A 25292-nucleotide genomic window follows, 5' to 3' on the forward strand; every position below is an offset into this window, starting at 1 on the left:
CAAAATTTATAGTGAATATATCGGATTTTCAGCCAGAGTTAATCAGCTTTTGATTCAAACTTGCGGCCAATTCCATTACAATTATCGGGTTTTGAAATTTATGCTTAGATTTACAATTAATTAGAGGACGTATCTGTGAGCAAAGACACTATCGTTGCCCTCCATGCAGAGCACCAAGGTCGTTGGAAAAACCGTGAAGAACTTGCGGAACGTATGATTGCCCTAGTAGGTCAGTTATATCGTGAAAAAAATATCGTAGCTACAGTTTACGGTCGCTCTTTAATTAACCGTTCTGTAATCCAGATCCTTAAAGCGCATCGTCGTACTCGAGTATTAGACGTTGAGCTTTCTGTTGTAGACACTTTCCCAATCCTTGAAGCATTGGCAAAAGTGGAAAACATCGGTACTGCTGAAATTGATCTAGGCAAACTTGCTGTTGAATTCAAAGCAAAAGGCGGTGATGTTAACGCATTCGTTGCTGATGCTGTGAAATCACTTGAAGGCAATGCAACTTCTGTAGAAGGTAAAGACGTTGTGCTTTACGGTTTCGGTCGTATCGGTCGTATCCTTGCCCGTTTGATGATCAGCCAGTCAGGTCTAGGCCGTGGCTTGAACCTGAAAGCAATCGTAGTTCGTAAGTCATCTGATGGTGACCTTGAAAAACGTGCGTCTTTATTACGTCGTGACTCAATTCATGGTCCATTCGCTGGTACGATTTCTGTAGATGAAGAAAACGAAGCAATCATTGCAAACGGTCAGTTCATCAAAGTGATCTATGCATCTAATCCATCTGAAGTGGATTACACTGCATACGGTATCGAAAATGCATTAGTGATCGATAACACTGGTAAATGGCGTGATGCTGAAGGTCTTGCTCAACACCTGAAATGCCCAGGCGCTGCTCGCGTAATTCTGACTGCACCTGGTAAAGGTGACATGAAGAACGTTGTATTTGGTGTGAACCAGGCTGACATCCTTGATGAAGATCAAATTATCTCTGCTGCAAGCTGTACAACCAATGCGATCACTCCAACATTGAAAGTGTTAAACGACAAATACACAGTGATCAATGGTCACGTTGAAACAGTTCACTCGTTCACAAACGACCAGAACCTGATCGACAACTACCATAAAGCTGACCGTCGTGGCCGTGCTGCAACATTGAACATGGTTATCACTGAAACTGGTGCTGCTAAAGCAGTTGCGAAAGCACTTCCTGCACTGAAAGGCAAGTTGACTGGTAACTCTGTACGTGTTCCTACACCAAACGTATCTCTTGCAATCCTGAACCTGACTTTAGACAAAGAAGTTGATCGTGATGAAGTGAATGAATACATTCGTCAAATCTCAATCAATTCTAACCTTCAAGGTCAAATCGGTTATACAAACTCTACTGAAGTTGTATCTTCTGACTTTATCGGTTCTCGTACTGCAGGTGTATTCGACGCTCAAGCGACAATCACTTCAGGCAACCGTTTAACTTGCTACGTTTGGTACGATAACGAAGTGGGTTATAGCTGCCAGGTACTTCGCATTGCTGAACAAATGGGCGGCGTAAGCTATCCAAAAGTTCCTGCTGAAACAAATGCATAATTTGTAGAAGTTATCTAAAAAAGAGCCTCTTTTGAGGCTCTTTTTTTATTGTGGAAGATAAAGGTGACAAATCAGCTTTATCAAATCATATCCTTTAATTGATGGAAAATTCACCTTGATACGTCCATATGAATCTGTTAGCTTACAAATGGTAAGTACATTAAAAATAGTAAGTAAGAACTAAAAATTGTGATCAAGAAAGGAACTCTTTAATGACTAAGTATGCAATCAGTCCATTACTGGGACAGGTGCTATCTAATGAATGTCCATCCCGTGAAATACTGGAACATCTCACCAATAAATGGTCAGTGCTGGTATTGCGCTGTTTAAGTGAGGGCGTACATCGCTTTAGTGAGCTGAAGCAGCAAATTGAAGGGGTCAGTGAAAAAATGCTGGCGCAAACCTTAAAAATGCTGGAGCAAGATGGTTTTATTTTAAGAACGGTTTATCCGGTTGTGCCCCCTAAAGTGGAATATCAGTTGACCATTACCGGTTCGCAAGCGGCAGAAAAAATAAATTATTTGATTGGCTGGGTAGAGCGCAGTTTGCCAGAAATTTTAGAAAATAAAGAACGTGTTGCTAAATAAAATTTAAATTGCTTTTGGGGGAAGCAATGCATGAAAAAGTTAGAAAATTTAATTACCAATTTATTTTCAGTTTATGCGTATATTTTATTAGTATGTATTGGTCTTTATTGGATATTTAAGTATATGGAGTTGGATATAACTCTAGCATCTAACTTATTAATCTGGTCTGCAACGATCTTTGCTCCGATTGTAATTTTACTTACATATAAAGAATGGCAAAAGCAAAAAGCGGCCGAGGTTATTGCAGATATTGCAAAAAATTTAACAATTATTCTAGATGATTATCATAAACAGATTAAATTAATCACTGAGCAAATTGAAATAAATATTAAACATCAAATAGGCGAGATTAACGTAAATTATCCTTCACCAAATTCTTTTGACCAACAAGCCATGCAAGGGATGTTAGCAAAGACATTCAGTTTAAAAAATAGAATTGATGAGTATTACAATTTAATGAAATTTGAAAATCAAGATGGAGAGCTCATAAGTAAAAAAGAAAAATTCGATAAAGTCATAGATCAGTTAAAAATTTATTGCTTTACGAGTGGAAGGGATAACCACGAATTATTCGATAAAGAATCTATTTTAAAAGGCATGGATGATTTTATTATAGAAGTATACAAATATGCTTTATATCGTAAAAGTATAATTTTTAATATTTTATAGTAATTCAGGAAGAGAAATAAAATTATAATTCCTTTATTAACTTTTTTAAAATCACATTGATCATTTGAAGTAATTCCAATTAAATGAAGTAAAACTATAAAAATGAAGATGCTTAAAATATAAAAAGAATTACCTCAATTCTGAAATAAGGGAAAACACTTTTATAATTCTTATTTTGTATAAGTTCCTCACAAAAATTTGTGATAAGTCGTCAATCTGTATCAGCTTTTTGCTTGAATATTATAAAATAATTCTAAATTGGGTCTTCTTCTTGGAAAGCTCAATAAATATAGTCGAGAAATGCTTTAAAATATGGCAGAATAGGCGGTTTTTAAAGTTTTTAGAGGATTGGCATTATGCGCTTTGTTGATGAAGCAGTCATTACCGTAGAGGCTGGCGACGGTGGCAATGGCGTAGCCAGTTTTCGCCGTGAAAAGTTCGTACCATTTGGTGGTCCAGATGGTGGTGATGGTGGTCGTGGCGGCAGCATTTATATTCAGGCTGACGATGACACGAGTACCCTTGTAGATTATCGTTATACCCGTAAATTTCGCGCTGAACGTGGTAAAAACGGTGCTGGCGCAAACTGTGCTGGTCGTGGTGGCGAATCAGTTATTTTAAAAGTTCCTGTGGGAACAACTATCGTCGATTCAGAATCTGGCGATATTATTGGCGATCTGGTTGAAGACGGCCAGAAAGTATTAGTGGCACATGGCGGCCAAGGTGGTCTGGGTAATACCCACTTCAAATCATCAACCAACCGTTCTCCGCGTAAATGTACACATGGTACTAAAGGCGAATTCCGTGAAATCCGCCTTGAGCTGAAAGTACTGGCTGATGTGGGCTTGCTTGGCATGCCAAACGCAGGTAAATCAACCTTTATCCGTGCAGTCTCTGCAGCAAAACCAAAAGTGGCAGATTATCCGTTTACGACCATGGTACCTAATCTGGGTGTAGTGGATGCGGATCGTCACCGTTCATTTGTAATGGCGGATATTCCAGGTCTGATCGAAGGTGCGGCAGAAGGTGCAGGTCTCGGGATTCGCTTCCTGAAACATTTGGCACGTACCCGTATTCTGCTTCACATTGTCGATGTTCAACCGATTGACGGTTCAGATCCAGCTTACAATGCCAAAGCGATTTTGAATGAGTTGCAAAAATTCTCCCCAACACTTTCAAAATTACCGGTGGTATTGGTTCTGAATAAGGTCGATCAGCTTGCTGTAGATACTCGCGATGAATGGTGTAATCACATTCTTGAAGAATTGCAGTGGGAAGGTCCTGTCTTTAAAACTTCAGGCTTAACGGCTGAAGGAACTAAGGATGTGGTGTATTACCTGATGGATCAAATCGAGCAGCAACGCGAACGCGAAGTTGAAGATCCTGAATACGCAGCAGAGATGAAAGAATTCCGTGATCAGCTTGAAGCTGAAACACGTGAACAAACGATTGCTGCGAAAGAAGCTTATCGTGAAATGCGTCGCGCTCAACGTCTGGGCGGCGATGACTTTGATGATGAAGATGATGACGACAGCGACGTAGAAGTATATTACGTACGTTAATCTTTTAAAGATAAGTCTGAGGACAAGATGATAGAAGTGGTAGATGGGCAACGTCAGCTCAAGGGTTGTAAACGAATCGTTGTTAAAATCGGATCATCTTTACTCACAGCAAACGGGCAAGGTTTAGATTTAGATGCGATCTCGCATTGGGCGGGACAAATCGCGGATCTACACAATGCCGGACACGAGATTATTCTCGTTTCTTCCGGAGCTGTGGCTGAAGGTATGGTTCGAATGAAACTTGAGAATCGACCCACCGATCTACCCAGTCTTCAGGCTTGTGCTGCCATTGGTCAGATGGGTTTAATCCAGACCTGGTCAAGTGTGCTGGAAAAACACAGCATTCAAACTGCTCAGGTGTTATTGACTCATGATGACCTGGCAGACCGTCGTCGTTATCTGAATTCTTGTGATGCCTTGCAGCACCTGATTGATTGGCATGTGATTCCGGTCATTAATGAAAATGACACGGTTTCTACTGACGAAATTCGCTTTGGTGATAACGATACCTTAGCTGCGATGGTGGCGGGACAAGTTCACGCAGATCTGCTGATTATCCTGACTGATCAGGAAGGCATGTTTGACTCGGATCCACGTTCTAATCCGGATGCCAAACTGTTCCATACCGTGCGTGCCATGGATGAAAGCCTGTTTGATATGGCAGGCGGCGGCGGAAAATTTGGTCGTGGCGGTATGCTGACCAAAGTCCGTGCTGCACGTCTGGCTGCAAAATCTGGTTGTCCAACGCTGATCGCTAGTGGTGATAGCGACAATGTTTTATCGCGCCTAATGGCAGGTGAAATGTTGGGTACACTTTTTATCACTGATGATGATCGCATGACTGCACATCAGCAATGGTTAGCAGCGCATCTGCAAACTGCAGGTCGTTTGGTGATTGATGATGGTGCGGTTAAAGCCATCAAAGAAAATCACCGTAGCTTGTTGCCTGTCGGTGTCAAAGCGGTAGAAGGACATTTTGACCGTGGTGATGTAGTGGAATGTGTCGATCGACAAGGTCACCGTATTGCTGTAGGACGTGTCAACTTCAGTTCGCGTTCAGCGGAAATTGTCAAAGGTCTGGCATCAGATAAAGTGCATCAGGTCTTGGGTGAAGCACGTTCTTTAGAGATGATTCATCGCAATCATATGGCAATTTACTAAATTATTAAGATTAAAAAAATCCCGCTTTCGAGCGGGATTTTTTATGTCTGGAAATTTACTTCACCCAGCCCATCCGAATAAATGGCATAAACAGGAATTGATGAATACTGAGAATAAAGTTCATGATTTTATTCTCATATTTCCACCAGAGCGGTAAGCCAGCAAGATTGACTGCCAAAGCAATCAGGAATGCTCCCACCATATCAATCGGAAAATGCACACCTACATAGACCCGTGACCAAGCGACTAGCCAGGCAGTCCAGAGCAGGATTCGACCCAAATCACGTTGTGCTGAGAAATAATAGGCAAAGGCAATCCCGCTAAAAATACTCATGTGATTGCTTGGGAATGAACCTGTAGGTGCGTGCTCAATCAGGGTTTGACCAACCTCCATGACAAAAGGGCGGGGTGTGTTTAGAACGGCAGATAATACTTCGCTAATAGTCAAAGTAATCGCTGTAAAGACCGCAGCTTTAATAATCCCGGTTTTTACTTCATGACCACCACGCAGCCAGGCAATAGCAAAAATCAGCAGGAATACATACACCAGATCATGTGCTATCAGACTGGCATAGTTGATCATCCAGATCGAGGCTTGGTCAGGTACATTGAGAAGATGAAACAGATACAGGTTCAGTTGATCGAGTGACATGAGGAGAGAGAGGGCTGACACAAATGTCCGTTACTCTAAACCGATCAAAGCTCAATTCATATCTGAGTTTGTATGAATTTGTAGCATTGATTTTTCACAGAATATTCAAGTGATAAAAAACCACCCAAAAGGGTGGTTTTTAAACATCTAAATAATTTTATTAAGACTTATTTAAACTGAATCGCCCCATTCGCGCTGACGGTCATTTGCGATTCGCCTGCCGCAACTTCCTGCTCAGGAACCGCCATATCAGCCGATGCAGATTTCATCATGGCCATACGCGGTACTGGCTGTGGTGAATAATTGTTAGTATTCAGGTTTAAGTTCACCAGTTGATAACTCGGTTTGTTCCAGGTCTGGGTGAGTGCCTGTGCGCGTTGCTGGAAGTTTTTGGTGGCTTCAATCATCAGTTCGCTTTCAACTTTTTTACGCTTTTCGTCAGATACCTTGAAATTAATCGACTGGGTCTGGAAGTGCTGTTGTAATTCAGCAATTAATTGAGATGTCGCTTTAAAATCTTTTGATTCTAGACGAATCTGGGCACGACCACGCCATTCTTTCAATTTACGGTTGTCATTGTCATAAATAGGGTAAGTACTTTGTGCCCCAGTCTCGATTTTCACAGTTGGATATTTGCGTGCTGTGGCAATTGCTTGATTCATCAGCTGGTTAATTTGAGTGGCTAGTTCAGCCGGCTGTTTGTTGGATTTTTCAATATAAAGCACAGCATGCATTTCATCATTTGAGATTTCACGGCTAGCCTCTGCTGAAAGATTAACAACATTATAATTCAGAGATTCAGCAGGAGCTGCGAAAGCGGCAGAAGATAATGCGCCGAGCAAAGCAAGCGCTGAAAAAGAAGAAAGACGCATTTTGTTGTCCTGTTTTAGTGGAATTGTTGGCCTTGTGCTGATCATAAAATACTAAGGTGGAAATGTGTTGATATTCCGAAATTATTGTCGTTGGATTGTTAAAAATATATTTTATTTATTATAGGTATATAGAAACTAAATGTGATAAAAATTATATACTTATTGAGATAATTGTTTGATAATTACACTGTTGTATTCATGACAACAAAATTGCATAAAATGTTTAGGGTTCCTTGTCATTGCCATGCATAAAGTTGATAATTTAGACAGCAACATTTTTTGATATATTTTTTCAATAACAGCCGAGGCAAATTGATACTAAAAGTTGTTTATTTTCCTGAAAAAAACTGTATCATCCGCCTCTCCTAGTTACTGAATAGAAAATTGTCTAACTAGATTATATAAAGCACCGAGTCAAACGACCGCAAGTCACCAGACTTATTTCTTTCAACCCATATCAGAGATGGTAATTCGATATGAGCGTTTCTTCTGTAAATCCTGCCACCAATTCCACAAACGAATACTACTTGACTCGCCAAAGTCAGATGGAATCGAATGTGCGTAGTTATCCACGTAAATTACCGTTAGCGATAGCGAAAGCACAAGGTTGCTGGGTTACCGATGTTGAAGGTACGGAGTACCTTGATTGTTTAGCTGGGGCAGGGACATTGGCATTAGGCCATAATCACCCTGCGGTCATTCAAAGTATCCAGGACACACTTGCAAGCGGTCTTCCATTGCATACGCTGGATCTCACCACTCCTTTAAAAGATGCTTTTACTGAGGCACTTCTTGCTTACCTGCCAGGTGGCAAAGAAGAATATTGCTTACAGTTCTGTGGTCCATCTGGTGCAGATGCGACTGAAGCAGCGATTAAACTTGCCAAAACCTTTACTGGCCGTAGTTCAGTGATCAGCTTCTCTGGTGGCTATCACGGTATGACTCACGGTTCTTTGGCAATGACAGGTAACCTGTCTGCGAAGAACTCAGTGAATGGTTTAATGCCAGGCGTTCAATTCATGCCATATCCGCATGAATACCGTTGCCCATTGGGTCTAGGCGGTGAAGCGGGCGTTGATGCTTTGACTTATTATTTCGAAAACTTCATTGAAGATGTCGAAAGCGGTGTAACCAAGCCAGCAGCTGTGATTCTTGAAGCGATTCAAGGTGAAGGTGGGGTGGTAACAGCACCTGTAAAATGGTTGCAGAAAATCCGTGAAGTGACTGAAAAACACAACATTGTGTTGATTCTTGACGAAGTTCAAGCAGGCTTTGCGCGTTCAGGCAAAATGTTCGCATTCGAACATGCTGGTATCGAACCTGATGTGGTTGTAATGTCTAAAGCCGTTGGCGGTAGCTTGCCACTTGCAGTACTGGGTATTAAACGTAAGTTCGATGCATGGCAACCTGCTGGCCATACCGGTACTTTCCGTGGTAACCAGCTGGCAATGGGTACAGGTCTTGCGACGCTACAAACCATTAAAGAACAAAATCTTGCGCAAAATGCACAAGAACGTGGTGATTTCCTGCAAGCTGAACTGAAAAAACTGGCTGCTGAATTCCCATGTATCGGTAATGTACGTGGTCGCGGTCTGATGATCGGTGTTGAAATCGTGGATGAGCGTAAACCAGCGGATCATATGGGTTCTTTCCCTGCTGATGGCCAATTGGCTGCAGCAATTCAAACCGCTTGTTTCAACAACAAACTGTTGCTGGAAAAAGGTGGTCGTAACGGTACAGTAATCCGTTTACTTTGCCCATTGATCATCACTCAAGCTGAGTGTGAAGAAGTTCTGGTTCGCTTCAAGAAAGCGGTTGCTGAAGCTCTAGTCGCAGTTCGAGGCGCATAATTCATGGTAGATTTTGCAGAACACCGTAAAGCGTTACTCTGCAATGATGCTGCATCTATCGCTGACTATGAGTCGGCGATGGATCAGGCAACCAAAGCGGTTGCAGCATGGTTGCAAAATGACAAGATGTATACTGGCGGTAGCATCAAGGAATTGCGTAGCGCAATTGCGTTCAATCCTTCTAAAGAAGGCTTGGGCGTAGAGAAATCTTTAGAGCGTATGGTTGAGCTATTCCTCAACAAGAGCTTGAAAGTACATCACCCGCATTCGCTTGCGCATTTGCATTGCCCGACGATGGTAACCAGCCAGATCGCGGAAGTGTTAATTAACGCCACTAACCAGTCCATGGACTCTTGGGATCAAAGCCCAGCAGGTTCTTTGATGGAAGTGCAACTGATTGACTGGTTACGCCAAAAAGTCGGCTATGGCTCAGGTCAGGCAGGTGTGTTCACTTCTGGTGGTACACAATCCAACCTGATGGGCGTATTGCTGGCGCGTGATGCCTGCATCGCGAAAAACTGGAAAGATGAAAACGGTAATCCGTGGTCGGTTCAGCGTGATGGTATCCCAGCGGATGCAATGCGTAACGTCAAAGTCATCTGTTCTGAAAATGCGCATTTCTCTGTGCAAAAGAACATGGCGATGATGGGCATGGGCTTCCAGTCCGTTGTGACTGTTCCTGTGAACGAAAATGCGCAGATGGATGTTGATGCTCTGGAAAAAACCATGGCACATCTTCAGTCTGAAGGCAAGATCGTGGCATGTGTGGTGGCAACTGCTGGTACAACTGATGCTGGTGCAATTGATCCCCTCAAACAGATTCGTGAAATCACCAATAAGTATGGCGCGTGGATGCACATCGACGCAGCATGGGGTGGTGCACTGATTCTGTCTAATGACTATCGTTCTATGCTGGATGGTATCGAGTTGTCTGATTCAGTGACATTGGATTTCCATAAGCATTACTTCCAGACCATTTCATGTGGTGCATTCTTGCTGAAAGATGAAGCGAACTATCGTTTCATGCACTATGAAGCAGAATACCTGAATTCGGCATATGACGAAGAGCACGGTGTTCCTAACCTGGTATCGAAGTCACTACAAACCACTCGCCGTTTCGACGCATTGAAATTGTGGATGACTGTAGAAGCGCTGGGTGAAGAGCTTTATGGTTCGATGATTGACCATGGCGTGAAATTGACTCGTGAAGTCGCAGATTACATCAAGGCAACTGATGGTCTGGAACTTCTGGTTGAGCCACAATTTGCATCGGTATTGTTCCGTGTGGTTCCAGCAGGCTATCCAGCTGAGTTTGTCGATGCCTTGAATCAGAACGTCGCGGATGAACTGTTTGCGCGTGGTGAAGCAAATATTGGTGTGACTAAAGTGGGTCAAGTTCAATCACTGAAAATGACGACTTTAAGCCCGGTTGCAACGCTTGAAAACGTGAAGAACCTGTTGGCACTTGTGCTTGCAGAAGCGGACCGTATCAAAGATTCAATTGCTGATGGTACTTATACACCGCCAATCGCATAAGCGGTTGCAGGTGAAAAAAGGAGATCGTTAAGATCTCCTTTTTTATTGGAATTTGGCTGACACATAGATAATGATTTTTAAATAAAATTAAGCTGCAAATAAAGGACTAAAGCCTTTTTTCCTTAATAGTTTACGGTACATACTGGAGCTGCGATCTGCCGGGAAATGTGCTTCCAGAGATAAGTCTAGCGGTAAAAACTCAGGCTTCTGATTTTCGACAATCAGGCGATCTTCTTCAAAAATCTTCAGATTAAAATCATAGGCTTCTTCGACAGGTAAGTCTTTATCATAATTACGACAGATGGGAGCAAACAGTCGGGTCTGACGGGCGGTCATCGGTGAAGCAGCATTCATAATCACCTGTTTGGCATCATTAGGGAAATGGATGGTCAGGGTCGCGGTAAAGGGCAGACTAATTTCAAAATGCCGTAGCCATTTAAAATCTTCCTGACCGCACTGATCTAACCCAATCGGATAACGGCCGACACTGCTGATATAGTCGGCACTGAAACCATATTCAGTTTCTGTTGTGGTGTAATTCGGGACTTCAACATCATTCGGATCACCGAAGGTATCCGGATGTACCCAGGCAAAATGGGCGACATCAATAAAGCCTTCTAGCTGTCTGCCAGCAAAACATTTGATGTCGACTTGTGGGCAAACCAGTTGCTGATAATCTGCATCATTCCAATAAGGCATCACTGGAATATTCGGTTCAGCATCTTTGTCAGCTGTCAGTGAACACCAGATCAGACCATAACGTTCAACCGCGGCATAGGTCCGTAAATGAAAACGATCTGAAATTTTATGCTGTGGATGGGCAGGGATACGGTTGCATTTACCTTGTGTACCAAAACGCAAGCCATGATAAGGACAGACGATGCCTTGACCATCATTTTTTCCCAAACTTAAAGGCACACCACGATGCGGACAGGCATCTTTGGCCACAACTAGTTCATCCTGCATCTTGTAAATGACCAGTGGCATATCTAACAACATTGTCCCTAGCGGCTGTTCAGAGACATCACGGGCTAAGGCCACTGGATACCAATATTGAGCCAGGAGATGCCAGTCATGTTCTTCAAATGTCATGTGAATCGGTAAATCGGGATTGAAAACTGGAATGGTTGTGCTATTCATGACGCTATCACTGTGATTCTTTATTTCCAATATAGGCCAATGTGATGTTCTACGAAATTTCAAAGATCAGGACATCCTGTTGCATAAATTCGAACAGGATGTAAGGAAGAATGAGCTATAGGCAAAAAATTAAAGGAAGCAATATTTAAAGTTCCAAAAAAGCATCCCGAAAGATGATTCTTCTATTTTCCATGCACAAAATGTGCATTCAGGACTTTATGCCTAATGTGATATGCAAGCTCCATTCAGACAAAATCAGCTAATGTCAGGGAACAACAAAAATATCTGATTCAGGATGAAGAGATGACTAATTTGCATGTATCCCAACCCGTTGGCTGTATTATTCAAGGAAAAATGGTACAAGGCGCTGCCGAAAGTTTTGTAGTGATCAATCCTGCTGATGAGCAGGTATTGGCACTGTGTTCCTCTCCCTCGGAAGCACAAATTGAAGACACCATCCGTAGTGCCGAGCAGGCTTTTCACCAATGGAAAAATATGGATGATGCTGCGCGACAGGCAATCCTGCATCGTATTGCAGATCGTATTGAAGAACACCGAGAAGAATTAGCGCGTTTAGTGGTGCAGGAGCAGGGCAAACCCTATGCACTGGCTGAATTTGAAGTCGGTGGGGCCATTGCCTGGACCCGCTATCAGGCAGAACTCAAGATTGAAACTGAAATCTTACAGGATGATGCCAACAAGCGGATCGAACTTCATCATCGGCCTTTAGGGGTCGTGGCATCGATTACCCCATGGAACTGGCCTTTAATGATTGCTGTCTGGCATATCATGCCGGCAATTCGCGCTGGCAACGTGGTGATCAATAAACCTTCAGAATTTACCCCATTGTCGACACTTCGACTCGGTGAGTTGATTCAGCAAGAAGTTGCACCTGGAGTGGTCTCTATACTTACAGGAGGCGGAGAAGTTGGGGCTAAGCTGACCAGTCACCCTGCAATTGCCAAAGTAGTATTTACCGGTTCGACCGTAACTGGGCAAAGAATCATGCAGAATGCAGCTGCGACATTCAAGCATCTGACACTGGAACTTGGTGGCAATGATGCAGGCATTGTTTTGCCAGATACCGACATTCAGGCAATGGCAGCTCGCATCTTTCATGGAGCCTTTATCAACATGGGCCAGACCTGTGCAGCGTTGAAACGGCTGTATGTGCATGACAGCCAATATGATTCACTGGCACAGGAATTAGTAAAAGTCGCACAGCAACAATCTCTGGGAGATGGTTTAGCCGAGACGACTACTTTTGGCCCAGTGCAAAACATCAAGCAATACCAAAAAGTTCAGACCATGATTCAGGAAGCTCAGGATGAAGGTGCAATAGTCATGACATCTGGTCAGAATCTACCGGATACAGGCTATTTTATTGCACCAACAATTGTGACCAATGTAAGCCCAGATAGCCGTCTGGTGCAGGAAGAGCAGTTTGGTCCGGTGTTACCTTTGATTCGTTATCACGATATTGAAGAAGTACTGACTGAAGCCAACAATACGGATTTTGGCTTAGGTGGTTCGATCTGGTCATCCAATCTAGAGCAGGCACAACAGTTTGCTCAACGACTGAGTTGTGGTACGGCATGGATCAATACGCATGGTGAGATTTTCCCGCATGTACCTTTTGGTGGATGGAAGCATTCGGGCATCGGTGCCCAGTTCGGACTGAGTGGGCTGCTCGAAAATACGATTCAGCAGGTTGTTCATATTAATAAAACTTAAATCAAAAAAAAGCTCAAGTTAAACTTGAGCTTTTTTCTTTTACTTTAAGATATATCAACGTAATAAAGGGCGGGCAGCCTGAAAATCAAAATGTAATTGCTTGAATTTATTTAAGACAATATAAGATTTGATATGACCAATAAAATTACAGCTTAGTAATTTTTCAGTCACAAAATTTGCCAGCATTTCCAGATTTTTAGCGCCTACTTTTAACATGAAATCTGCATCACCACTTAAAGAAAAAGCTTCCTGAATAGCTTCTTCTTCTTCAATCAATTGTTGAAAAGCGATCTTCGCTGCTGCGTCATGTGTTTTGAGATTGACCTGAACCATAGCCAAAACTGCAATTCCCAAAGCTTCAGGATGAATGCAGGCGCTATAACCCAAAATAATTCCTTTTTGCTCTAGCAGCTGACGCCGTCTAGAACATTGAGAGGCTGACAAACCGATTAAATCTCCGATTTCCTGATTCGTCAGGCGCCCATTTTTTTGCAAAGCCTGGATGATTTTCCAGTCAAATTTATCCATTGCATCCATTGCATTGAATCCTTATTCGATACACGTTCTATGTATTTTTAAATCATTGTGACTTGCATTATGCACGAAATCAGAAAATGAAATGCAATATTCTGTAATTGAAGCATAATAAGTGATAGGGAAAATAATAATGTTTATGGAAATTGGTCAGTACCTTAATCAGCGCCTGCAAGAGCTAGGAATTCAGTATATTTTTGGTGTGCCAGGTGACTTTAATCTCTCCTATTTAGAACAGATTGAAATTGATCCAAAACTGGAATTTATCGGTAACTGTAATGAGCTAAATGCAGCTTATGCAGCAGATGGTTATGCCCGTCTACATGGTGTCGGCGCTTTACTGACCACTTATGGTGTGGGCGATCTAAGCGCGATTAACGGCATTGCAGGTGCATATGCCGAGCAGGTTGCCATGGTGCATATTTCCGGTATTCCGCCTTTGCATGCCGTAGAGCAGGGCGCTTTGTTACACCATACCCTGATTGATGGCGATTATGACAATATCATGAATTGTATGCGCGAATTTACTGTGGCACAAACGCGTTTGACTCCAGCCAATGCAGTGAGTGAAATTGACCGGGTATTAAAGCAATGTATATTGATGCGTCGACCGGTTCATATTCAGCTTCCATCGGATATTACCCATCTTCAGATTAAAGTACCTAAGCAGCCTCTGGATCTGAGCCGTCCACAGAGTGATCCAAAACTTCTGCAAGAAACTGCGGCACGGATAGCCAAACGCATCAAACAGGCACGTCAGCCAGTCCTGCTCATTGACAATGAAGCAGAAATTTTCCAGCTTACCGATATGCTGCAAAATTGGGCTGAGCGCATGCAGATTCCCTATACCTGTCTGTCTACTGCCAAAAATATCATGAATGAAAGTCACCCCTTATATGCGGGCGTTTATGCAGGTGCAGCAAGCGCAGCATCGACTTGTCAGCTGGTGGAACAGTCGGATTGCCTGATCGCTATTGGGCCACGTTTTACCGATGTTGCCACCGCATTTTTCTCACATCGTGTATCCGTACAAAATATGTTGTATCTGGCGGATTCCTGTCTTTGTCTGGATGGGCAGATGATCAGTGGACTGGATTTAGCTCAGTTGATCCAAGCTATCTCAAAACAGACTTTAGATGATCAACCACGTACTTTTAATCCTGCACCGAAACCATCGTTACAAACTCAACAGATCGAAGAAAATACTGCGCTGAGCCAAACTGCACTCTGGCAGCAGATTTCTGAATTCTTACAGGAAGATGATGTGATTGTGGCAGAAGTGGGCACTGCCAATGCAGGTTTATCAGGATTGACCTTACCTGTGACTGCTAAGTATCTGGTTCAACCGATCTGGGGTTCGATTGGTTATACCTTGCCTGCCTTGCTTGGCAGTATGCTTGCTGCACCACAGCGCCGTCATCTGTTATTTATTGGGGATGGTTCGATTCAGCTGACCATTCAGGAGCTTTCAACCTTATTAAGAGAAGGCTTAAAACCTGTAATTTTTATTTTAAATAATGGCGGCTATACCATTGAACGTTTGATCATGGGTGAAAATGCCAAGTACAACGATGTTCAGAACTGGCAATACAGTCAGTTTGCCCAAGTCTTTTCTGCAGATACCCCGCATCAGGCTCATATAGTCAAAACCCCGGCAGAATTAAAGCGTACACTCGCACAGGTTCATCAGGCTGAGGAATTATGTCTGATTGAGCTGCAACTCCCACGTATGGATGCGCCACAACGCTTAAAACAGTTTGCTGAAGTCGTGGCACGCTATGACTATGGTGAATATGGTTATAAGCAGCTGGTTGAGCAGAATACACCTCCCTACAAAAAGGCAATCTAGCAAAATGTAGAAATTAAAAAAAATTGTTCACAAGGAGTGACAATATGGATGTTGAAGATCATCAATTAAAAAAACAGCTTTCCAACAGGCATATCCAGCTAATCGCCTTAGGTGGAGCGATCGGTACAGGATTATTTTTAGGTTTATCACATACAATTCAGCTGGCAGGCCCATCAGTGCTTTTGGGCTATGCCATCGCTGGCATCATTGCATTTCTGATCATGCGCCAATTGGGTGAAATGGTGGTGCATGAACCGGTCAGTGGTTCATTCAGTTATTTTGCCAATAAATACTGGGGCAAAAAAGCAGGCTTTATTTCAGGCTGGAACTATTGGGTGCTCTATGTCTTAGTGAGTATGGCTGAGTTGAGTGCAATTGGTACTTTTATTCAGTTCTGGTGGCCGGAGATTCCGACCTGGCTCACGGCACTGGCATTCTTCCTGCTTATGAATGGGATCAATCTGGTCAATGTCAAATTCTTCGGTGAGAGCGAATTTATATTTTCCATGGTCAAGATCATTGCCATTTTAAGCATGATCGGATTCGGGATCTATCTGCTGTTTAGCGGTTCTGCAGGAAGTCAGGCCAGTGTGACCAACTTGTGGCAGCATGGCGGATTTTTCCCTGAGGGCTGGTCGGGTTTTATGATGGCACTTGCCGTGATTATGTTTGCATTTGGTGGGCTGGAGCTGATTGGTATTGCTGCTAGTGAAACCAAAAATCCAGAAAAGACCATTCCAAAAGCAGTCAATCAAATTGTCTACCGTGTACTCATTTTTTATATTGGCGCCATAGGTGTGTTGCTATGTCTCTATCCATGGAATCTGGTGGCGCAAGGCGGTAGTCCGTTCGTAATGATTTTCCAGTCATTGAATAGTCACGGCGTGGCCAATGTCCTTAATTTTGTAGTTCTAGTTGCTGCACTTTCGGTCTATAACAGCTGTATTTATTGTAATACCCGTATGTTATTGGGTCTGGCTCAGCAGGGTAATGCACCGGCATTTTTGAAGAAAATTAACCGCCGCGGTATCCCGGTGAATGCTGTTCTATTCTCGGCAGCAGTCTCCGGTATCTGTGTATTAATGAATTACCTCATGCCGGGTGAAGCTTTTGGTATTCTGATGCTACTGGTGGTGTCTGCTCTGGTGATTAACTGGCTGATGATTTCACTGACCCATCTGAAATTCAGAAAAGCCATGCAGGAACAGCAGCAGACGACCGCATTCCCAAGTCTGTTTGGCCGCTGGAGTAATTACCTGACGATTTCATTTATCATCATGATTTTAATGATCATGAGCTTTACCAAAGAAATGCAGATTGCTGTTGCATTGGTGCCGGTCTGGTTGCTGTTTTTGACGGTGATGTATGTGATGAAATATCGCAGGAAACCTGTGCTCTTGCCTGAATCTACTGAACCCACCACTTAAATAAAAAGGCCCTGAACAGGGTCTTTTTTCTATTATATTGTCTTGATCAGGTGACGGATTAATTATCATAAAACCGTCATAAAGCTGTAACCCGGCTGTCATATTCCAAAATCAAAATGTGAGTATCGAAAACAGGTACTCAACTGAATCAAAAGTGGTGTACTCGAAATTTTAATAAATGAGAGAGATCCAGAATGCGCTTAACAAATATAGCAATCTTAATTGCAGCGGGGGTAGCGGCATCCACGACAGCGAATGCAGCACGTGACACTATTCAAATCGCAGGTTCTTCTACTGTTTTACCTTATGCCAGTATTGTCGCTGAAGAATTTGGCAATACTTTCCCTCAGTTTAAAACACCAGTCGTTGGTTCAGGTGGTTCATCTGGCGGCCTAAAACAGTTCTGTAATGGTGTAGGGGACAATACCATTGATATTGCCAATGCCTCGCGTCAAATCAAAAGTGCCGAACTGGCAGAATGTAAAAAGAATGGTGTCAACAAGGTACTAGAAATCAAGATCGGGTATGACGGGATTGTCTTTGCATCTAATTCGAATAAAGCCGCTTATAAATTACGACCTCAGCATGTTTATGCTGCTTTAGCTGCGCAGTTACCTTCTAAAGGGAAAATGGTGGCTAATCCATATACCCGCTGGAACCAGATTGATCCAGCTTTGCCGAATGAACCCATCACTTTAGTGATTCCGGCTTCAAATCATGGCACACGTGAAGTCTTCCAGGAGAAGATGGTGGATGCAGGCTGTGAAACGTATGCTGCAATTAAGTCTCTAGATAAAGATGCCAAGAAAAAGGCGTGTAGCACCTTCCGTAAGGATGGACGCGTCATTGAAATATCAGGTGACTATACTGAAACCTTGGCACGTTTAAAGACCTCACCAAGTGCAGTCGGTGTCTTTGGTCTGGGCTTCTATGACCAGAACCGTGATCGTCTGCGTGTAGCTACAGTCAATAACGTGGCACCTTCTGAAAAGACCATTTTAAACGGTGCTTATCCGGTATCTCGTCCATTGTTCTTCTATGTCAAAGGCGAACACCTGAAATCAATCAAAGGTTTGCAACAGTTCACAGAGTATTTCCTGAATAAAAAGGTATCGGGTAAGGGTTCCAAGCTGGAAAAAGCCGGCTTGATTTCAATGTCAGACAAAGAACGTGCAGCAGTGCTGGCAAATTTTAAGGCTGCAAAAGCCGTAGTAGTGAAATAAAACAGGATTTAGGGAAATGCTGGTGACAGTCGACCTGTCATCGGCTTTTCATGGCAAGCAAGTTTTTTCACAGACTAAAATCCTGAAAAGAACCATGGAGAATACATGAATCTGCTACTTATAGGTGTGTTACTGGCTTTAATTGCCATCGCCTATCAAATCGGATTAAGTAAAAGCCGGAAACTAGCAGGTCAGGGCAATAATTCTGCGATGCTACATTCACGTCCTGGATATTATGGCGCGCTCGTAGCTTTGTGGTGTGGACTTCCTGCATTTTTGATTCTGATGGCATGGAACATTGTTGAACCTAGCCTGCTGGAACAGGTCGTAATTAAACACCTGCCTCATGATGTTTTGACTCATCTGGATCAAGCCAGTCTGAGTGTGGTCATAGATCGTGTACAGGCATTGGCTTCCGGTTTCGGTGTCAGTGATCAGCCGGCTGCTTATGAACTTGCAGCAGCAGAACAGTTAAAGAAAATTGAGAACATTGGTTCATTCGCGAAATTAGCAGTTGTTGTAAGTGCGGCATTGATTGGTTTAGTGATGGCTAAACGTCGCATTGCAGAAAAATATCGTGCACGAAATCAAGTTGAAAAAGTCTTAAATGTAGCATTGGCACTATGTTCAGGCGTGGCGATTTTGACCACTGTCGGTATTGTCATGTCGATGTTTAGTGAAGCAATGCGCTTCTTTAGTTTTGTTAATCCTCTCGACTTCTTCTTTGGTACTGAATGGAACCCAGGTTTTAGTACTTCGGGAAGTGCAGAAGGCAGTTACGGCTTATTACCTTTATTGTGGGGTACGCTCATGGTGAGTGGTATCGCATTATCGGTAGCTGTTCCTGTTGGTTTAATGATTGCGATCTATCTTGCTGAATATGCAAAACCAAGTTTTCGTTCATGGGCAAAACCTGCGATTGAAGTATTGGCAGGTATTCCAACCATTGTTTATGGTGTCTTTGCTTTAATGGTCATTGGTCCATTTGCTAAAGATTTAGGCGCAATGATTGGGCTCGACATTAATGCAACAAGTGCCTTAACCGCTGGTTTTGTCATGGGCATTATGATTATTCCATTTGTCTCTTCATTATCAGATGACATCATTACTCAAGTGCCACGAGCACTACGTGATGGTTCACTCGGATTAGGTGCGACAAAATCTGAAACGATTCGCCAAGTGGTTATTCCAGCAGCATTACCAGGTATTATCGGTGCGTTCTTGCTTGCAGCATCACGTGCCATTGGTGAAACCATGATTGTGGTACTAGCCGCTGGTAATAGTCCGCAACTGCATGCCAATCCACTGGAAGCGGTTTCGACAGTCACAATTACCATTGTGAATCAATTAACAGGTGATACAGATTTTGCGAGTCCTCAGGCCTTGGTTGCCTTTGCATTGGGCTTAACGCTGTTTGTAATTACTTTAGGTCTGAATATTGTTGCGCTGTACATCGTGCGTAAATACCGTGAGCAATACGAATGAGTACGACTAATACATCAAATATGGATCAAACATTCGATCCGCAAGCTGCTGCTGAGCAGCGTGAAAAGCGTAAAAAAATCATCGAAAGCTCATTGGCAAAGCGTCACCGTAAAGAAAAGACGTTTCGTGTCATGGGGCTTTCTGCTGTATTAGCCGGTTTATTTTTTGTAATAGTGCTTTTCGGCAGTATTTTGGGCAAAGGTTTGCCGGCATTCTGGCAAAGCAGTATGAGCTTGCCGATTCATTTTGATCCAGCCATTGTCAATATTGATCCTAAACCTAAACAGGCTGCGGGAGAGTCCCAGGCACAATTTGAACAGCGTATGGTGGATTGGCAAATGCAGGTCGGTCTGGTCGACTGGGAGGCATTGATTGTAAATGGCATGATTGCCAAAGACAGTAAGCTGGAAAGCCAGCGTGATGAACTGAGCTATTTATATACCAGTTCAGAAGCGTATCGTCTGCGGGATATGGTACTGAAGAATCCAGCTCTGGTCGGTCAAACCCAAGACGTGAAAATTCTGGCAGATGCCAATGTTGATGTCTGGCTGGCTGGCAATATAGACCGTGATCTGCCCGATGAACAGCAACAGCTCAGTCTTGAAGTCCGTCAGCTTGCGGATGATATGAAAGCTTCCGGCATCATAGAAAGTAGCTTTAATACCAATATCTTTACCAGTCCGGACTCGCGCAGTTCACCTGCTACCTCAGGTCTCGCAGGCGCATTTATGGGCTCATTGTTCATGATGCTGATCGTGATCTTTATCTCGATTCCGATCGGGGTAGCCTCGGCCATCTATCTGGAAGAATTTGCACCGAAGAACTGGATTACCGATGTCGTAGAAGTGAATATTAATAACCTTGCGGCAGTTCCTTCCATTGTCTTTGGTTTACTCGGTGCAGCGATTTTTATTGGCTGGATGCATTTACCACTTTCAGCGCCATTAGTCGGTGGTCTAGTACTGAGTTTAATGACACTACCGACTGTGATTATTACTACGCGTGCATCACTTAAAGCCGTACCGCCATCCATCCGTCAGGCAGCATTAGGCTTAGGTGCATCACGCTTACAAACCGTATTTCACCATGTTTTACCGCTCGCATTACCGGGTATTTTGACTGGGGCGATTATTGGTGTGGCACAAGCACTGGGTGAAACGGCCCCACTATTATTGATCGGGATGAGTGCTTTTGTGGCGAGTGTGCCGGCATCACCATTTGATCAATCCACGGCATTGCCGGTGCAAATTTTCCTGTGGCAAGGCAATGAGCTGCGTAACTTCTTTGAAGGGCGTACTGCAGCAGCCATTATTGTACTTCTGGCCTTAATGATCAGCTTAAATAGTCTGGCCATCTGGTTACGTAAGAAATTTGAAGTCCGTTGGTAAGGAAGAGCAGAATATGAATACAGCAAATCCAACTATAAATGCCTTAGAAAAGGATCCGTCTGTGAATCCACAACATACACAATTTACCCAAGATTCTGTGACCCAAAAGCCGGCGACTGCTTTTGTTTCCCAGTTTGATACTCAGGCTGAAAACAAAGCACCGAAAAAGTCAGATCAGGTCAAAATCAGTACCTCAGATGTACATGTTTACTATGGTGAAACAGAAGCAATTAAAGGCATTGATCTGAACATCTATGAAAATGAAGTGATTGCTTTTATCGGTCCTTCAGGTTGTGGTAAGTCAACATTCCTGCGTACTTTAAACCGGATGAATGACACGATTGATCGCTGTCGTGTAACCGGTAAGGTGTTGCTGGATCATCAGGATATTTATGATCCGAATCTGGATGTGGTATTGCTGCGTGCGCAGGTGGGGATGGTGTTCCAAAAGCCAAACCCTTTTCCAAAATCGATTTTTGATAATGTCGCTTATGGGCCAAAATTGCATGGTCTGGCACGGGATAAATATGATCTGGAAGAAATCGTAGAAAATAGTTTGCGTAAGGCAGGGCTGTGGGATGAAGTCAAAGACCGTTTAAATCAGCCGGGTACAGGGTTGTCAGGTGGTCAGCAGCAGCGTTTATGTATAGCACGGACGATTGCCGTTTCTCCTGAAGTGATTCTGATGGATGAACCTTGTTCAGCACTTGATCCGATTGCAACAGCCAAAGTTGAAGAACTGATCTCCGAGCTTTCAACCCAATACACCATTGCCATTGTGACTCACTCTATGCAGCAGGCGGCACGAGTCTCTGATCGTACCGCTTATTTCCATTTAGGTGATCTGATTGAAGTCAACTCGACCGAGAAAGTCTTTACCCAGCCAGATCATCAGCTCACTGAGGCCTATATTACCGGGCGTTTTGGTTAAGAAGTTTGATCTAATGAAAAAAGGGCTAAAAGCTCTTTTTTTATATCTAAAAATAATCAAAGAATAGGAGATATATCAATTGAATCAGTGAAATGTGTAAAAATAAACCGAATCCTATTGTGCCCGAAATTCTTATAGAATATGCCGTCTTTGACATGGCAGAGCTGTCAAAAGATAGATGCTAAGAAAAGGTTGCACCCGCTATGGAAATACTCAAAAAAGATGTCAGTTTTTCTGATGCTGCTGATCGCATTAAGTTTAGGCATTGGTGGTTTGTGGCATCAATTACAAGGCGGCAGCATGTTTTATACACTGATTGGATTGCTGTATGGACTCAGTTTGAATTTCTATTTTAAAAAGCAGGAAAAAACCTTATATGCGAATTCTGCTGTATTGCTGGGTGTTATTCTCTGGGCAGGTTATCAACATGGCATTAATCTTTTATAGTACAAATTATTTTTGCTCTACTAGAGCCCCATGGATACTGCTCTGTTTCAGCAATTAAACAACAATATTCTATTGAAAAAAAATCATTTGACCTTATCTTAAATTGAAACCTATATAAATAATTGAGACCCGATTTTTATGTTATTTCATACCCCCAAATTACCCGCTGAAATCCGTATTAGTCACTTGAATGCGCGCATTAACGAGCAACGAAAAAAAATAGCGCAAACAACTTCATCTAAACTGGAACTTTTGCAATTGAGCCAGCAATTGTCAAAAGAAGCGCGTGCGCGTAAGAAAACTAACCAGAAAATCTATGTACTCGATTTTAAAGGCGATATGGCTGCGTCTGCGGTAGAAAGCCTGCGTGAAGAAATTACCCTGATTCTATCTACAGCGAAAGCTGGTCGTGACCGTATCATTGTACGTTTAGAAAGTCCGGGTGGTATGGTGCATGGTTATGGTCTTGCAGCTGCGCAACTGGTGCGCTTACGTGAAGCGGGTTTCCATGTGACCATCTGTGTCGATAAAGTGGCAGCCAGTGGCGGTTATATGATGGCGTGTATTGCAAATGAAGTGATTTCTGCGCCGTTTGCGATTGTGGGTTCAATTGGGGTAGTGGCACAGGTGCCGAACTTTAACCGTCTGCTGAAAGAAAACAAGATCGATTTTGAACTTTATACTGCGGGTCAATATAAACGTACGGTGACCATGTTTGGTGAAAATACCGAAGAAGGCAAAGCCAAGTTTGAAGAAGAATTGCAACAGACACATGCCTTGTTTAAACACTTCGTGGAAAAATATCGTCCACAGTTAAATGTTGAAAAAGTGGCAACGGGTGAACACTGGTATGGTCAGGATGCCCTAGACCTGAATCTGGTGGATAAACTGCAAACTTCCGATGAATATCTGCTAGGCCTATTACCACAACATGATGTGTATTTAATCCAGACCCGTAAAAAACCAACGCTGGGCGAAAAACTAGGTTTGCAAGCAGCACAAATTGCAGATTCTTTTATCCCAGCGGTGATGAATAAAGTGGTAGATACGCTAACCAAAGCCAATTCAAATCTGGTTCAGATGCGCGATCCTAAACTTTAATTCATTATTCAGTTATGAATCTAAGAGCTCACTTCGGTGGGCTTTTTTATGATCTAAAATCAAACAATTGTGCTATAAATAACTGACTTATAGTGGTTTCTCATTTATATGCTCACGTTTCTTTTACTATTCGGCTTCTTCAGTATCATTTTTATTCCGATGCTATGTATGTTCTATTCTGAAGCGAAATTAACCACTGACGAATCGAAGAAAATTTTATTTTGGCTCAGCTTTCTTCCGGGCACTTCAATCTTTTTACTTTACGCATTTTTAAAGCCAGATGCTCCACCTGTTATTCCTTCGCAGGACTGTGGCGTGATTCAATTTTACCAATTCAATGCTCGTCGGAGTGGTTACTTTGAGCGTGTCAGCATCCGCTTTGATGATACTCAACATAATCGTCATCTATTTTTTGATAAGCATCTAAAGAAAATTCCTCAAGGTCAAAAAGCCTGCTTTGAATATTTAGATAAGTTCAAATATCCGCATTTGGCAGAATCTAAGCTGGTTAAATGGATTGAACCTTCATAAATATCAGCCATGGTTACTGCTCATCAGCTAAAATGAAGCATATTTCCATTAAGAGCAGAAAGATGACCGTGGCTGAAGCATTTTTAGCAATCCAAAATTGTTATTTTAACTATGAATTTGAGGAACTGAATTTAGCGGATGACTTCCCAGAAGAGTTGCCTGTTTCTCTACGTGGAATTATGTACAGACATGAGATTCAATATCCCGATGCCACCTATTATATTTATTACAGCGAGATATTGACGGGTAATGAATTGCAAAAAATGAAAGATGATTGGCAGCGATATTGCCCACTTCCATAATTTAAAATAAGAAAATATAAAATCTAAGTCTTTAATTCCAGCAAATAAAAAAGCTCACTTTAGTGGGCTTTTTTATTTGCTGGAATTAACATCAATCCACCAGTAAACATCGCCCCAACTGTCGCTAATAATATATCTTTATGGGCATCCCACATATCACCTTGCTGGCCGTTATAACTTTCCGCCTGTTCAGGTGATAAGCCAATGGCGATCAGCCATTCAATCCATTCATAAATCAGACTGGTTGCCATCACAAATTGAATGACTAAAAGAAAAATGGTGAATGGTTTTTGCTGGGGTAACCAGACCTGAAATAGTCGATAAAAAACAGGATAGAGCAACAGGCCAAAAACCAGATGCACAAAACGGTCAAACATGTTGCGAGACCAGCCTATGAGAGCATTTAGGTCAAAGCCAAACAGTGTCTGAATCCAGTCATTATAAGGCACATAAGAATATAGATAATGTGCTGCAACGATATGGATGAATAAAAACAGAATATACAGATTAAAACTAAGAAAACTGAGTCCGATTTTATACAGGCAGAAAATCAGCATACCGATCATAAATAGGGTACCGGTCTGATGCAGTAAATAGGATTGCATTTCCAGAGGCTGAATGCTGGCAACAATGATCGCAGCCACCAAAACCCCCAGGCTGATCAAATGTTTGCCGCTCAATCGATGATCTATCATCTTGTTATCTGTCGTTTTGTTTT

General features: G+C 42.7%; 23 protein-coding genes. 18 read left to right on the plus strand and 5 right to left on the minus strand.

Annotated elements, in window-relative coordinates; all coding sequences use genetic code 11:
• Positions 1-135 precede the first annotated feature (135 nt).
• From FTU00_RS09615 to proB, 5 genes are all read left to right on the plus strand, one after another.
• Positions 136-1593 carry a glyceraldehyde-3-phosphate dehydrogenase gene (locus FTU00_RS09615; RefSeq protein WP_004782721.1) on the plus strand — a complete coding sequence of 486 codons (1458 nt, stop codon included), beginning with the start codon at positions 136-138 and terminating at the stop codon, positions 1591-1593.
• A 212-nt stretch (positions 1594-1805) separates the two neighbouring features.
• Positions 1806-2180, plus strand: a complete 375-nt coding sequence (locus FTU00_RS09620; RefSeq protein WP_180179624.1) for a helix-turn-helix domain-containing protein — start codon at positions 1806-1808, stop codon at positions 2178-2180.
• Positions 2181-2210: 30 nt separating this feature from the next.
• Positions 2211-2849 (plus strand): hypothetical protein, encoded by a 639-nt coding sequence (locus tag FTU00_RS09625; RefSeq protein ID WP_180179625.1) that lies wholly within the window; start codon positions 2211-2213, stop codon positions 2847-2849.
• Between the two features lie 356 nt (positions 2850-3205).
• Complete coding sequence (gene cgtA, locus FTU00_RS09630; protein WP_004782712.1) at positions 3206-4411, plus strand: Obg family GTPase CgtA; 1206 nt, start codon at positions 3206-3208, stop codon at positions 4409-4411.
• Between the two features lie 27 nt (positions 4412-4438).
• A complete protein-coding gene (gene proB, locus FTU00_RS09635; protein WP_005234922.1) occupies positions 4439-5572 on the plus strand; it encodes a glutamate 5-kinase in 1134 nt (377 codons plus the stop codon).
• Between the two features lie 55 nt (positions 5573-5627).
• Here proB and FTU00_RS09640 read toward each other — a convergent pair whose 3' ends face one another.
• On the minus strand, positions 5628-6224 hold the full coding sequence (locus FTU00_RS09640; protein ID WP_159123115.1) for a phosphatase PAP2 family protein: 597 nt from the start codon (positions 6222-6224) through the stop codon (positions 5628-5630).
• Positions 6225-6391: 167 nt separating this feature from the next.
• A complete protein-coding gene (locus FTU00_RS09645) occupies positions 6392-7096 on the minus strand; it encodes an SIMPL domain-containing protein (protein ID WP_180179626.1) in 705 nt (234 codons plus the stop codon).
• Between the two features lie 476 nt (positions 7097-7572).
• Between FTU00_RS09645 and FTU00_RS09650 the strand changes: the two genes are divergently transcribed.
• Both FTU00_RS09650 and FTU00_RS09655 read left to right on the plus strand, forming a co-directional pair.
• Positions 7573-8946, plus strand: coding sequence for a diaminobutyrate--2-oxoglutarate transaminase (locus FTU00_RS09650; RefSeq protein ID WP_159123116.1), 1374 nt, complete (start codon positions 7573-7575; stop codon positions 8944-8946).
• Positions 8947-8949: 3 nt separating this feature from the next.
• Positions 8950-10482: an aspartate aminotransferase family protein gene (locus FTU00_RS09655; protein WP_034703653.1), complete on the plus strand. Its 1533-nt coding sequence runs from the start codon at positions 8950-8952 to the stop codon at positions 10480-10482.
• A gap of 87 nt (positions 10483-10569) precedes the next feature.
• Here FTU00_RS09655 and FTU00_RS09660 read toward each other — a convergent pair whose 3' ends face one another.
• Positions 10570-11622: an aromatic ring-hydroxylating dioxygenase subunit alpha gene (locus FTU00_RS09660; protein ID WP_180179627.1), complete on the minus strand. Its 1053-nt coding sequence runs from the start codon at positions 11620-11622 to the stop codon at positions 10570-10572.
• A 303-nt stretch (positions 11623-11925) separates the two neighbouring features.
• Here FTU00_RS09660 and FTU00_RS09665 point away from each other — a divergent pair, with 303 nt between their 5' ends.
• A complete protein-coding gene (locus FTU00_RS09665; RefSeq protein ID WP_180179628.1) occupies positions 11926-13356 on the plus strand; it encodes an aldehyde dehydrogenase family protein in 1431 nt (476 codons plus the stop codon).
• A gap of 54 nt (positions 13357-13410) precedes the next feature.
• Here FTU00_RS09665 and FTU00_RS09670 read toward each other — a convergent pair whose 3' ends face one another.
• Positions 13411-13884: an Lrp/AsnC family transcriptional regulator gene (locus FTU00_RS09670; protein ID WP_034703664.1), complete on the minus strand. Its 474-nt coding sequence runs from the start codon at positions 13882-13884 to the stop codon at positions 13411-13413.
• Positions 13885-14023: 139 nt separating this feature from the next.
• Between FTU00_RS09670 and FTU00_RS09675 the strand changes: the two genes are divergently transcribed.
• The 10 genes from FTU00_RS09675 (at position 14024) to FTU00_RS09720 (ending at position 24574) form a co-directional block, all read left to right on the plus strand.
• Positions 14024-15739 carry an alpha-keto acid decarboxylase family protein gene (locus FTU00_RS09675; RefSeq protein WP_180179629.1) on the plus strand — a complete coding sequence of 572 codons (1716 nt, stop codon included), beginning with the start codon at positions 14024-14026 and terminating at the stop codon, positions 15737-15739.
• A gap of 44 nt (positions 15740-15783) precedes the next feature.
• The gene (locus FTU00_RS09680; protein ID WP_159123120.1) at positions 15784-17166 is read left to right on the plus strand and encodes an amino acid permease; all 1383 of its coding nucleotides are present in this window, start codon (positions 15784-15786) and stop codon (positions 17164-17166) included.
• Between the two features lie 194 nt (positions 17167-17360).
• On the plus strand, positions 17361-18389 hold the full coding sequence (locus FTU00_RS09685; RefSeq protein WP_180003469.1) for a substrate-binding domain-containing protein: 1029 nt from the start codon (positions 17361-17363) through the stop codon (positions 18387-18389).
• Positions 18390-18494: 105 nt separating this feature from the next.
• Positions 18495-19874 (plus strand): phosphate ABC transporter permease subunit PstC, encoded by a 1380-nt coding sequence (gene pstC / locus FTU00_RS09690; RefSeq protein WP_180179630.1) that lies wholly within the window; start codon positions 18495-18497, stop codon positions 19872-19874.
• Positions 19871-21262: a phosphate ABC transporter permease PstA gene (gene pstA, locus FTU00_RS09695; RefSeq protein ID WP_180179631.1), complete on the plus strand. Its 1392-nt coding sequence runs from the start codon at positions 19871-19873 to the stop codon at positions 21260-21262. Before pstC ends, pstA begins: the two co-directional genes overlap by 4 nt.
• A 13-nt stretch (positions 21263-21275) precedes the next feature.
• A complete protein-coding gene (gene pstB / locus FTU00_RS09700) occupies positions 21276-22193 on the plus strand; it encodes a phosphate ABC transporter ATP-binding protein PstB (RefSeq protein WP_218945654.1) in 918 nt (305 codons plus the stop codon).
• A 222-nt stretch (positions 22194-22415) separates the two neighbouring features.
• Positions 22416-22640 (plus strand): hypothetical protein, encoded by a 225-nt coding sequence (locus tag FTU00_RS09705; protein WP_180179632.1) that lies wholly within the window; start codon positions 22416-22418, stop codon positions 22638-22640.
• Between the two features lie 138 nt (positions 22641-22778).
• A complete protein-coding gene (gene sohB / locus FTU00_RS09710; RefSeq protein ID WP_159123126.1) occupies positions 22779-23741 on the plus strand; it encodes a protease SohB in 963 nt (320 codons plus the stop codon).
• 108 nt (positions 23742-23849) lie between these two features.
• Positions 23850-24272: a hypothetical protein gene (locus FTU00_RS09715; RefSeq protein WP_180003459.1), complete on the plus strand. Its 423-nt coding sequence runs from the start codon at positions 23850-23852 to the stop codon at positions 24270-24272.
• A gap of 62 nt (positions 24273-24334) precedes the next feature.
• Positions 24335-24574 carry a hypothetical protein gene (locus FTU00_RS09720; protein ID WP_159123128.1) on the plus strand — a complete coding sequence of 80 codons (240 nt, stop codon included), beginning with the start codon at positions 24335-24337 and terminating at the stop codon, positions 24572-24574.
• A gap of 59 nt (positions 24575-24633) precedes the next feature.
• Here the strand turns inward: FTU00_RS09720 and FTU00_RS09725 are convergent, their stop codons facing one another.
• Positions 24634-25269 carry a DUF2238 domain-containing protein gene (locus FTU00_RS09725; protein WP_125278405.1) on the minus strand — a complete coding sequence of 212 codons (636 nt, stop codon included), beginning with the start codon at positions 25267-25269 and terminating at the stop codon, positions 24634-24636.
• Between the last annotated feature and the right edge of the window lie 23 nt (positions 25270-25292).

Source organism: Acinetobacter sp. YH12041, from assembly GCF_013419975.1.
Lineage (GTDB): Bacteria > Pseudomonadota > Gammaproteobacteria > Pseudomonadales > Moraxellaceae > Acinetobacter.

Excerpts from the sequence above, each read along its gene's own strand:
- FTU00_RS09620 (WP_180179624.1), top strand. The coding sequence starts at position 1,806 with ATGACTAAGTATGCAATCAGTCCATTACTGGGACAGGTGCTATCTAAT.
- FTU00_RS09625 (WP_180179625.1), top strand. The coding sequence starts at position 2,211 with ATGAAAAAGTTAGAAAATTTAATTACCAATTTATTTTCAGTTTATGCG.
- cgtA (WP_004782712.1), top strand. The coding sequence starts at position 3,206 with ATGCGCTTTGTTGATGAAGCAGTCATTACCGTAGAGGCTGGCGACGGT.
- proB (WP_005234922.1), top strand. The coding sequence starts at position 4,439 with ATGATAGAAGTGGTAGATGGGCAACGTCAGCTCAAGGGTTGTAAACGA.
- FTU00_RS09640 (WP_159123115.1), bottom strand. The coding sequence starts at position 6,224 with ATGTCACTCGATCAACTGAACCTGTATCTGTTTCATCTTCTCAATGTA.
- FTU00_RS09645 (WP_180179626.1), bottom strand. The coding sequence starts at position 7,096 with ATGCGTCTTTCTTCTTTTTCAGCGCTTGCTTTGCTCGGCGCATTATCT.
- FTU00_RS09650 (WP_159123116.1), top strand. The coding sequence starts at position 7,573 with ATGAGCGTTTCTTCTGTAAATCCTGCCACCAATTCCACAAACGAATAC.
- FTU00_RS09655 (WP_034703653.1), top strand. The coding sequence starts at position 8,950 with ATGGTAGATTTTGCAGAACACCGTAAAGCGTTACTCTGCAATGATGCT.
- FTU00_RS09660 (WP_180179627.1), bottom strand. The coding sequence starts at position 11,622 with ATGAATAGCACAACCATTCCAGTTTTCAATCCCGATTTACCGATTCAC.
- FTU00_RS09665 (WP_180179628.1), top strand. The coding sequence starts at position 11,926 with ATGACTAATTTGCATGTATCCCAACCCGTTGGCTGTATTATTCAAGGA.
- FTU00_RS09670 (WP_034703664.1), bottom strand. The coding sequence starts at position 13,884 with ATGGATAAATTTGACTGGAAAATCATCCAGGCTTTGCAAAAAAATGGG.
- FTU00_RS09675 (WP_180179629.1), top strand. The coding sequence starts at position 14,024 with ATGTTTATGGAAATTGGTCAGTACCTTAATCAGCGCCTGCAAGAGCTA.
- FTU00_RS09680 (WP_159123120.1), top strand. The coding sequence starts at position 15,784 with ATGGATGTTGAAGATCATCAATTAAAAAAACAGCTTTCCAACAGGCAT.
- FTU00_RS09685 (WP_180003469.1), top strand. The coding sequence starts at position 17,361 with ATGCGCTTAACAAATATAGCAATCTTAATTGCAGCGGGGGTAGCGGCA.
- pstC (WP_180179630.1), top strand. The coding sequence starts at position 18,495 with ATGAATCTGCTACTTATAGGTGTGTTACTGGCTTTAATTGCCATCGCC.
- pstA (WP_180179631.1), top strand. The coding sequence starts at position 19,871 with ATGAGTACGACTAATACATCAAATATGGATCAAACATTCGATCCGCAA.
- pstB (WP_218945654.1), top strand. The coding sequence starts at position 21,276 with ATGAATACAGCAAATCCAACTATAAATGCCTTAGAAAAGGATCCGTCT.
- FTU00_RS09705 (WP_180179632.1), top strand. The coding sequence starts at position 22,416 with ATGTCAGTTTTTCTGATGCTGCTGATCGCATTAAGTTTAGGCATTGGT.
- sohB (WP_159123126.1), top strand. The coding sequence starts at position 22,779 with ATGTTATTTCATACCCCCAAATTACCCGCTGAAATCCGTATTAGTCAC.
- FTU00_RS09715 (WP_180003459.1), top strand. The coding sequence starts at position 23,850 with ATGCTCACGTTTCTTTTACTATTCGGCTTCTTCAGTATCATTTTTATT.
- FTU00_RS09720 (WP_159123128.1), top strand. The coding sequence starts at position 24,335 with ATGACCGTGGCTGAAGCATTTTTAGCAATCCAAAATTGTTATTTTAAC.
- FTU00_RS09725 (WP_125278405.1), bottom strand. The coding sequence starts at position 25,269 with ATGATAGATCATCGATTGAGCGGCAAACATTTGATCAGCCTGGGGGTT.